At 44.6% G+C, this 6,370-nt stretch carries 10 protein-coding genes and 1 pseudogene; 7 read left to right on the forward strand and 4 right to left on the reverse strand.

The genetic code is table 11. The features are described 5' to 3' along the window. From ACE1CM_RS26060 to ACE1CM_RS26070, 3 genes are all read left to right on the forward strand, one after another. On the forward strand, window positions 1-530 hold a 530-nt coding region (locus tag ACE1CM_RS26060), incomplete at its 5' end, for a HEAT repeat domain-containing protein (RefSeq protein ID WP_374881762.1). A gap of 236 nt (window positions 531-766) precedes the next feature. Beyond that, window positions 767-1,189 carry a hypothetical protein gene (locus ACE1CM_RS26065; RefSeq protein WP_374881763.1) on the forward strand — a complete coding sequence of 141 codons (423 nt, stop codon included), beginning with the start codon at window positions 767-769 and terminating at the stop codon, window positions 1,187-1,189. An 11-nt stretch (window positions 1,190-1,200) separates the two neighbouring features. Continuing rightward, window positions 1,201-1,563: a hypothetical protein gene (locus ACE1CM_RS26070; RefSeq protein WP_374881764.1), complete on the forward strand. Its 363-nt coding sequence runs from the start codon at window positions 1,201-1,203 to the stop codon at window positions 1,561-1,563. 52 nt (window positions 1,564-1,615) lie between these two features. On the opposite strand, the gene ACE1CM_RS26075 is transcribed toward ACE1CM_RS26070, so the two are convergent. The 4 genes and pseudogenes from ACE1CM_RS26075 to ACE1CM_RS26090 form a co-directional block, all read right to left on the reverse strand. Beyond that, the gene (locus ACE1CM_RS26075) at window positions 1,616-1,927 is read right to left on the reverse strand and encodes a DUF4926 domain-containing protein (protein ID WP_374881765.1); all 312 of its coding nucleotides are present in this window, start codon (window positions 1,925-1,927) and stop codon (window positions 1,616-1,618) included. Next, window positions 1,924-2,271: pseudogene (locus ACE1CM_RS26080) on the reverse strand (DUF6883 domain-containing protein). The gene ACE1CM_RS26075 and the pseudogene ACE1CM_RS26080 overlap by 4 nt, the downstream one beginning before the upstream one ends. Before the next feature lie 50 nt (window positions 2,272-2,321). Then, the gene (locus tag ACE1CM_RS26085; RefSeq protein WP_374881766.1) at window positions 2,322-2,549 is read right to left on the reverse strand and encodes a type II toxin-antitoxin system ParD family antitoxin; all 228 of its coding nucleotides are present in this window, start codon (window positions 2,547-2,549) and stop codon (window positions 2,322-2,324) included. Continuing rightward, entirely contained in the window at window positions 2,534-2,800 is a 267-nt protein-coding gene (locus ACE1CM_RS26090; RefSeq protein ID WP_374881767.1) for a hypothetical protein, read from the reverse strand. Before ACE1CM_RS26090 ends, ACE1CM_RS26085 begins: the two co-directional genes overlap by 16 nt. 273 nt (window positions 2,801-3,073) lie before the next feature. On the opposite strand from ACE1CM_RS26090, the gene ACE1CM_RS26095 reads away from it, so the two are divergent. From ACE1CM_RS26095 to ACE1CM_RS26110, 4 genes are all read left to right on the forward strand, one after another. Continuing rightward, window positions 3,074-4,669: an N-acyl-D-glucosamine 2-epimerase gene (locus ACE1CM_RS26095; RefSeq protein WP_374881768.1), complete on the forward strand. Its 1,596-nt coding sequence runs from the start codon at window positions 3,074-3,076 to the stop codon at window positions 4,667-4,669. A gap of 104 nt (window positions 4,670-4,773) precedes the next feature. Next, window positions 4,774-5,391: a DJ-1/PfpI family protein gene (locus ACE1CM_RS26100; RefSeq protein WP_374881769.1), complete on the forward strand. Its 618-nt coding sequence runs from the start codon at window positions 4,774-4,776 to the stop codon at window positions 5,389-5,391. Between the two features lie 17 nt (window positions 5,392-5,408). Continuing rightward, a complete protein-coding gene (locus ACE1CM_RS26105; RefSeq protein ID WP_226593171.1) occupies window positions 5,409-5,708 on the forward strand; it encodes a hypothetical protein in 300 nt (99 codons plus the stop codon). Between the two features lie 341 nt (window positions 5,709-6,049). Further along, the coding region (locus tag ACE1CM_RS26110; protein WP_374881770.1) for a hypothetical protein at window positions 6,050-6,370 on the forward strand (321 nt) is incomplete at its 3' end.

The raw sequence follows: 6,370 nt of genomic DNA on the forward strand, positions 1-6,370 counted from the left end.
CTGTGGATGCCTTAATCGCTGCCCTCAACGATGAGGTTAAGTTCGTGAGATGGAATGCGGCAGATGTATTAGGTATTATAGGCAATCCCCAAGCGGTGGATGCCTTGATTGCTGCCCTCAACGATAAGAATCAGGACGTGAGATCGAAAGCGGCAATGGCATTAGGTATTATAGGCAATCCCCAAGCGGTGGATGCCTTGATTGCTGCCCTCAACGATGAGGATGGATACGTGAAAAAGGATGCGGCAGAGGCATTAGGTATTATAGGCAATCCCCAAGTGGTAGATGCCTTGATTGCTGCCCTCAACGATGAGTATGAGTTAGTGAGATCGAAAGCGGCAAAGGCATTAGGTAAGATTGACTCTTCAGAAACTTTGGAAAAACTGATTGAAAATCCTGAAATCGACATCTATCGCCCTGACATCTTTGTCTTAGCCAGGAAGTTGGCGGTGCGATTCAGCAAGGAAGGAGTACCATTCATCCCTGTTTATCCAGAATTACTCAATAGAGAAGCTGATACTGACGCTTAGGCAGTCAGCCCTGAAATAAATTTCGGGCTGAAAGCTTAAGTCAGTTGAAACTGACTGCTAAGAATTTTCAACCCGTTTTAACGGGTTTTAGCTTTTAGCTTGAAATTTATTTCAAGGCATTGATGTATCGCTGGTCTGTAATGTGAATGCGGTGGAATATCAGGTTTGTAGAGTCAAGGTGCAATTGCAGTAGGATTAGTGCGATCGCTTCAAATGCAATTAGTCACTCCCCTATCATGAGCCAGCCATATGTTAACAATAATCCAAACGCAACACCTGACGAGATCGCAATAGGCGAGTTTTTGAATGGCAAAGCTCAATCTGGCGAACTTCCGGAAGTAATCAGGGTAGAAGGTGCAGCTGAGATACCAGGTAGCCGAAGTGCGGATTATCGATTTATTCATCCAGATGGCAGCCAAACATCTGCCGATCTAATTCAACCGCAAACCCGGAGGATTAGGAGCCTCGGACAAAATATCATAGAAAAGAGCAATCAAGCTGAAACTGTAGTGGTTGAACTCGGTGCTGGGGAGAGCAGCCTAATTGGAGTTGACGAAGCTTTAAGCATGGCTGAAAGTGTCATCAATACACCCGATTGCGGTGTGAGGCGAGTTATCGTCGTCAAAGACGGTCAAATCATCGTTGATGTATCGCGTTAGGAGAGATTTCCATGCCTCGGCTTACTTGTTTGTGTGGTGAAAGCATTAGTTTATCTGCCGTCCCCAATCCCCAAGGGTTCAAGCTGATCTGGGAACCCAAGCGCGAACAACTGATTGAAGATCTAATTGCCGCACACCAGCAAGCTACATCTACTCAGGAGTTTGAAGAGAAAGTTTACAACCTTTTGTATCCGAGAAATCCGGAGTTTCCTCAGATTTATGAGTGTCCCAAATGTGGCAGACTAGCTGTTTTTGCTCGTGCCTCAGACACAAAGCCTGCGTTTTGGTTTGAGCTGGAACAGACAAATATTGAAAACGCTGATTCGCTTCATTCCCTGTGTCATGTAGAAGATAGTCCCAAATTACCTGTTTGATACTGATAGCAAAAAGGCGATCGCTTGTGGTGAATTCGCGTGCGATCGCTAACTATTTTTGACACAGAGAAAGGGCAAAGTTCAAAACTTGTTTCCGATCTTCTTCAGATAAGCGCTCGACCACCGCAGCTAATTGCTCTGATACCAACAGCCAACGCTTTGTTTGCGCCTGCCAAACCACCACAAATTGATTTGGAGAAAGAGTACACAGCGCGATTGTTTCTCCGTCGCGATCGCTAAACTCTACCTCATAATTCCCATCAGAATAACAATCTACAATTGCCCCTCTTGTACCTAAGCGCAGGTTAAATTCAGGTAAATCCACGAGCAATTCAATAACATCAAATAATTGTGGTTCAATCATGTTTGCCTCCGAACGTATAGTGTCACCAGTCTTGCTCCATCGCTACCAGGTTCTACGATCCACCCTGTACGCACAATCTCCTGTTGTCCTTCTATACCTATAATTTCCAAATCTACGGTATAACGTTGCCCATGCTCATCATTTCGCCCTAAAATCGCCTCAGCATCAAGAGCTTTAATCGAAATCTGTGTAAGTAGTAATTCATAGTTATCCTGAGTAAATCCTCAGCGACGCTGAAAGATTACAGCTTTATCACCACCTTGTGGATTCTCCAAATTCAGGGCATAGTCTGTTAACTTCCGAGGGTCGATAACAAGGCGGCTGACAATTTCTCCCAGCTTCATGCTGATTTACCTAGCATTAATTTTATATTATAAATTAGCTATGCCAAAAATTACGCAATCGCTTCCATAAGGCGGATATCTTCTTCAAGTTCTGCAAAGACTTCTTCGCCATCGATTCCTTCACCGCAATCTAGTTCTTTAATGCCAATTCTGATTTTTTCTTTTAACTCGGCTAAACGTGCTTTTTGAATGCGATCGCGTTCCCACAATAATCGCAATCCTTCTGTTATTACCTCATTCGCATCGAAAAATTTACCGCTCTTTAACTTGCTCTGCAATAAATTGTTCTAGTTCCGGAGTTAAAGATATATTCATAAATCGTTCCTAGTTCGTTATCCCCATTATATTCCCACAGGCGGCAGTGAAGGGGCGTCCCTTGCGCGTGCCGGAGGCATTCCCGCAGCGTCGGGTGTGCATATCGCGCTACAGTCGGTGCTGCGCCAAAAGCGATCGCTGTTGCCCAATCCGAGTGCGATCGCGATTGCGTGCGGTCGGCATATCGCTTGGGATTAAAATAGAGTGCTGCCAACTGGATAACAATATATTTAGCGTCTTTGCGTAAGTCCTGCTAGAGATAGACGCAGAAACGGTGATAAGATCGTCGTTCGTAAGTCCTGTGGTTGATGAAGTAAAGGCAAATTCAGCTTTTTTCTTGACAGGGTGAAATTAAATGGTAATCTTGTTAAGGACGGCGATCGCACGCAATCAACCGATTCATCTGGTTGACAACAATCGCCTCCAACGTAGGTAAAGAAACGAATTTACTGTCAAGTTTAGAACCTTAACAGGAAAGAAGAATCTCATGTTGGATCTAACTCGCCATCGTCTATTGAAGATGGCAAGCAGCTTATTGCTGAGTTTTGTACTTTTGTGGGGCTCGGGGGTTGCACCAGCATTCGCCTTCGTTTCGGAGTCTCGTCAATATCCTGTTGATAATATCGAGGCTATTATTGCCGATGTTCCCACTGGCGATCGTTGGCTTGAGCATCTTAAAGACGACTTGCTGCCATTCTGGGAAATGCAGACAGCATTGGGCGATCCCATTGGGAACTTCCCAACCTATCGATGCAATGACGGCTCCTTGTACGAGCGGGAAAATCTCTGCCCGGAATTGGCAAATCCCGTTAACGGTATCGTTAAACTAGAACGGGATTACGTCCGCGCCAAGTCCCGACAAATCTTTGCCTACGGTGTTGCTTACCATCTCACCGGAAAAAGCAAATACCTAGAATTAGCTAAAGCTGGAGTAGACTATTTGCGCGAACACGCCATAAAAGGAAAAGAAGGTGGAGCATACACCTACTTTGAAAATGGAGTTGGTAAACCAGATAAAGATTATCGCATCAGTCAAGACATGGCTTATGCGGTTACAGGCTTGGGATTTTACTACTATCTCACCCGCGATCCAGAGGTGTTGCCAGATATCATTGCCGTCAAAGACTACATCTTTGATACTTATTACGACAAAGAATGGGACTTACTCAGCTGGGCTCATGCGGATTACCTTGATTACATCAATCCAGATGGCACGAAAGAATTCGTTCACTCCGACCAACGGGAATTAGTCGCTCAACTCGACCAAGTTTACGGTTATATGTTGTTGCTGACTCCCACCTTGCCAGAATTAGATGGTAATGGTCAACCCCTACGGTCAAAATGGGAAGATGACTTGGTTCATCTAGCCACAATTATGTCCGAGCAGTTCTACACACCAGACAAAAATATTTTCTGGGGAGCGATTACCACTCCGACCCAGCAACAGCTAGGAACGGATCATACTGACTTCGGTCACTCGATTAAAACCTTGTGGCTGATCTATGAAATCGGCAAGTTAACTGGGCATTACGAACTCACTGCTTTTGCTCAAGAAAAAGCACCTTTAATCTTGGAAAAAGCCTATCTTGAAGATGGGACTTGGGGACGGCGCATCAATCAATACGGCCAACTTGAAACTGATAAAGAGTGGTGGATTTTAGCGGAATTAGATCAAACTGCCGCTACCTTCAGTTTGCGGGATCCCTCTTACGCCAAATATCTGCCCACCACCTATGCTTATTGGTTCAAGTATATGGTAGACCACAAAAATGGTGGCATTTGGCACTGGGTGAATGCGCGGGACAATCTTCCCGATATTCGCTACCCCAAACAACACTCTTGGAAAAATGCCTTCCATAGTTTTGAACACGATATCGTTGGCTATATAACTGGACAAGCGATTCACAACTTGCCCACATCCTTGTACTTTGCATTTAAGGAAGTTCCCGAAAAAATTGAACTTCGTCCTTACATTTTTGCGGCAAAAGTTGAGGACATTAACCAACCTACCATTAAGGGTGAGAAGATTGAACCCATTCCAGGGTTCATCCAAACAGAAGTCAAGTTTACTGATGTTCGGTAAACGCTAAATAATCAAGATATAGTTGTCATCCCAGGCAACTAGATCTTGTGCGTCTTAATTGCCTTGAGTTCTCAAACCTAATTGTTAGTAGAAGGAAAAAGCCCATGTCTGATAAAGTGCTAGCAGGAAAAAAAGTGGCAGTGCTGACCGAAACTGAGTACATTGCCCATGAACTTGACTATTACAGCATTGGCTTTTCTGTACTCGGCGCAAGTGTCGATTTTATGACTTATCTGTGGGGGAAACAATCGCGCACGATCGTCAGCGATGTTGATGCCCCAGGAAAACAGGTCTATTCTATGGAAGTGGATAAAGACCCCATAAATTACGATCCCAATAACTACGATATTGTCTTAATTTCTGCCAATTATTGCAGCGTCAGGTTGCGGGAAATTCCGCCGATGGGTTCTCTGGGAAGCATCGAAGAACTACAAACTCCTCCAGCAGTCCAGTTCTTCAAAAGAGCAATGGAGAATCCCAATATTGTTAAGGGGGCTTTGTGTCATGGATTGTGGATCTTAACCCCTTGCCCGGAAGTTTTGCAAGGACGGCGAGTGATTTGTCATACTGTCGTACTGGCAGATATCCACAATGCTGGTGCAATTTATGTCCCAGATCCCAGTCACGTTGTGGTTGATGGCGACTTGGTAACGGCGCGATCGGCGGCGGATCTGGAGGCGTACTTCGATGCGATCGTACAAGCAGCCATTAAACGCGGCTGAAACCCACCGCATACGTTTTGGCGATTAAAGAAGGAACACCCCTGATTTTGAATTTTGATGCCTTCAACCCTACAGTTGTTGCCCCTACCCAATTCGATGAAAAAATGATGGGACAATCGCAATATTATCGGAATGGGAATGAAATTGCAGCTAGTGCGGACAGTCCCAAGTTGCTCTTGATCTCGCGTGGAGATAAGGGGTTAGCCATTATCAATAAAGCTGGCGCAACATTTGATGTCACTGCGGCAAAAATGCCCGGTTTAGCAGTAGGTTGCTACAACGAGCTACGGTACAACTTCCAAATGTGCGTTGACTAGGGCGGTGACGGTCAGAAGTACATTAACAAGTGGGGTTCCCCCAATCGCGGCGGGATCGAGAGCGGTTCGCGCACGGCATTGTTCTTTGTCAAAAATGAGGCTTAAGTAGTCTCCTTGATTACCTGATTAATCTTGTTGAGCAAGGCGATCGCGTGCCATCAACTGATAATCTTGAGGACTTACGCAAAAAAACAAAGGTGAAATCGATTAATCGTGGGTTTCGATTCGTGAGATTGACGCATCACCTTTGTTTTTGGCCCCGCGTGCCTAAGTCCTGATCTTGTTGAAGACCGCGATCGCCTCCAACAAAAATCAAAAAATCTAGGAATATGCGGCGCCAGGTGGACTTAAAGATCAATATTTCACTTGGGGTAATCAATATTCTGCTAAAAAAGCCAATACTTGGCAAGGCTTATTTCCTTTCTTCAATGGCAATTATTATTGCCTCTGTAATAGGATTAGGGTGCGTTATTAAAAGTACCCTACAGGGCCAAAATCCGACACCCTTAAGGGTGTCGCTATACTCACATCTTGCACCTGTCAGGATAAACTCTGAATATCCAAAAAAAAGTGTAAAAAGGCAACAGCAGCTAAAAGAGCAGTATGCTGACTTTAAAGTGATTAATTCAACAAGTTTATCAGTATTATTACTTAAGCTGAAA

Source organism: Microseira sp. BLCC-F43, assembly GCF_041929235.1.
Lineage (GTDB): Bacteria > Cyanobacteriota > Cyanobacteriia > Cyanobacteriales > Aerosakkonemataceae > Microseira.

Excerpts from the sequence above, each read along its gene's own strand:
- ACE1CM_RS26065 (WP_374881763.1), top strand. The coding sequence starts at position 767 with ATGAGCCAGCCATATGTTAACAATAATCCAAACGCAACACCTGACGAG.
- ACE1CM_RS26075 (WP_374881765.1), bottom strand. The coding sequence starts at position 1,927 with ATGATTGAACCACAATTATTTGATGTTATTGAATTGCTCGTGGATTTA.
- ACE1CM_RS26070 (WP_374881764.1), top strand. The coding sequence starts at position 1,201 with ATGCCTCGGCTTACTTGTTTGTGTGGTGAAAGCATTAGTTTATCTGCC.
- ACE1CM_RS26100 (WP_374881769.1), top strand. The coding sequence starts at position 4,774 with ATGTCTGATAAAGTGCTAGCAGGAAAAAAAGTGGCAGTGCTGACCGAA.
- ACE1CM_RS26095 (WP_374881768.1), top strand. The coding sequence starts at position 3,074 with ATGTTGGATCTAACTCGCCATCGTCTATTGAAGATGGCAAGCAGCTTA.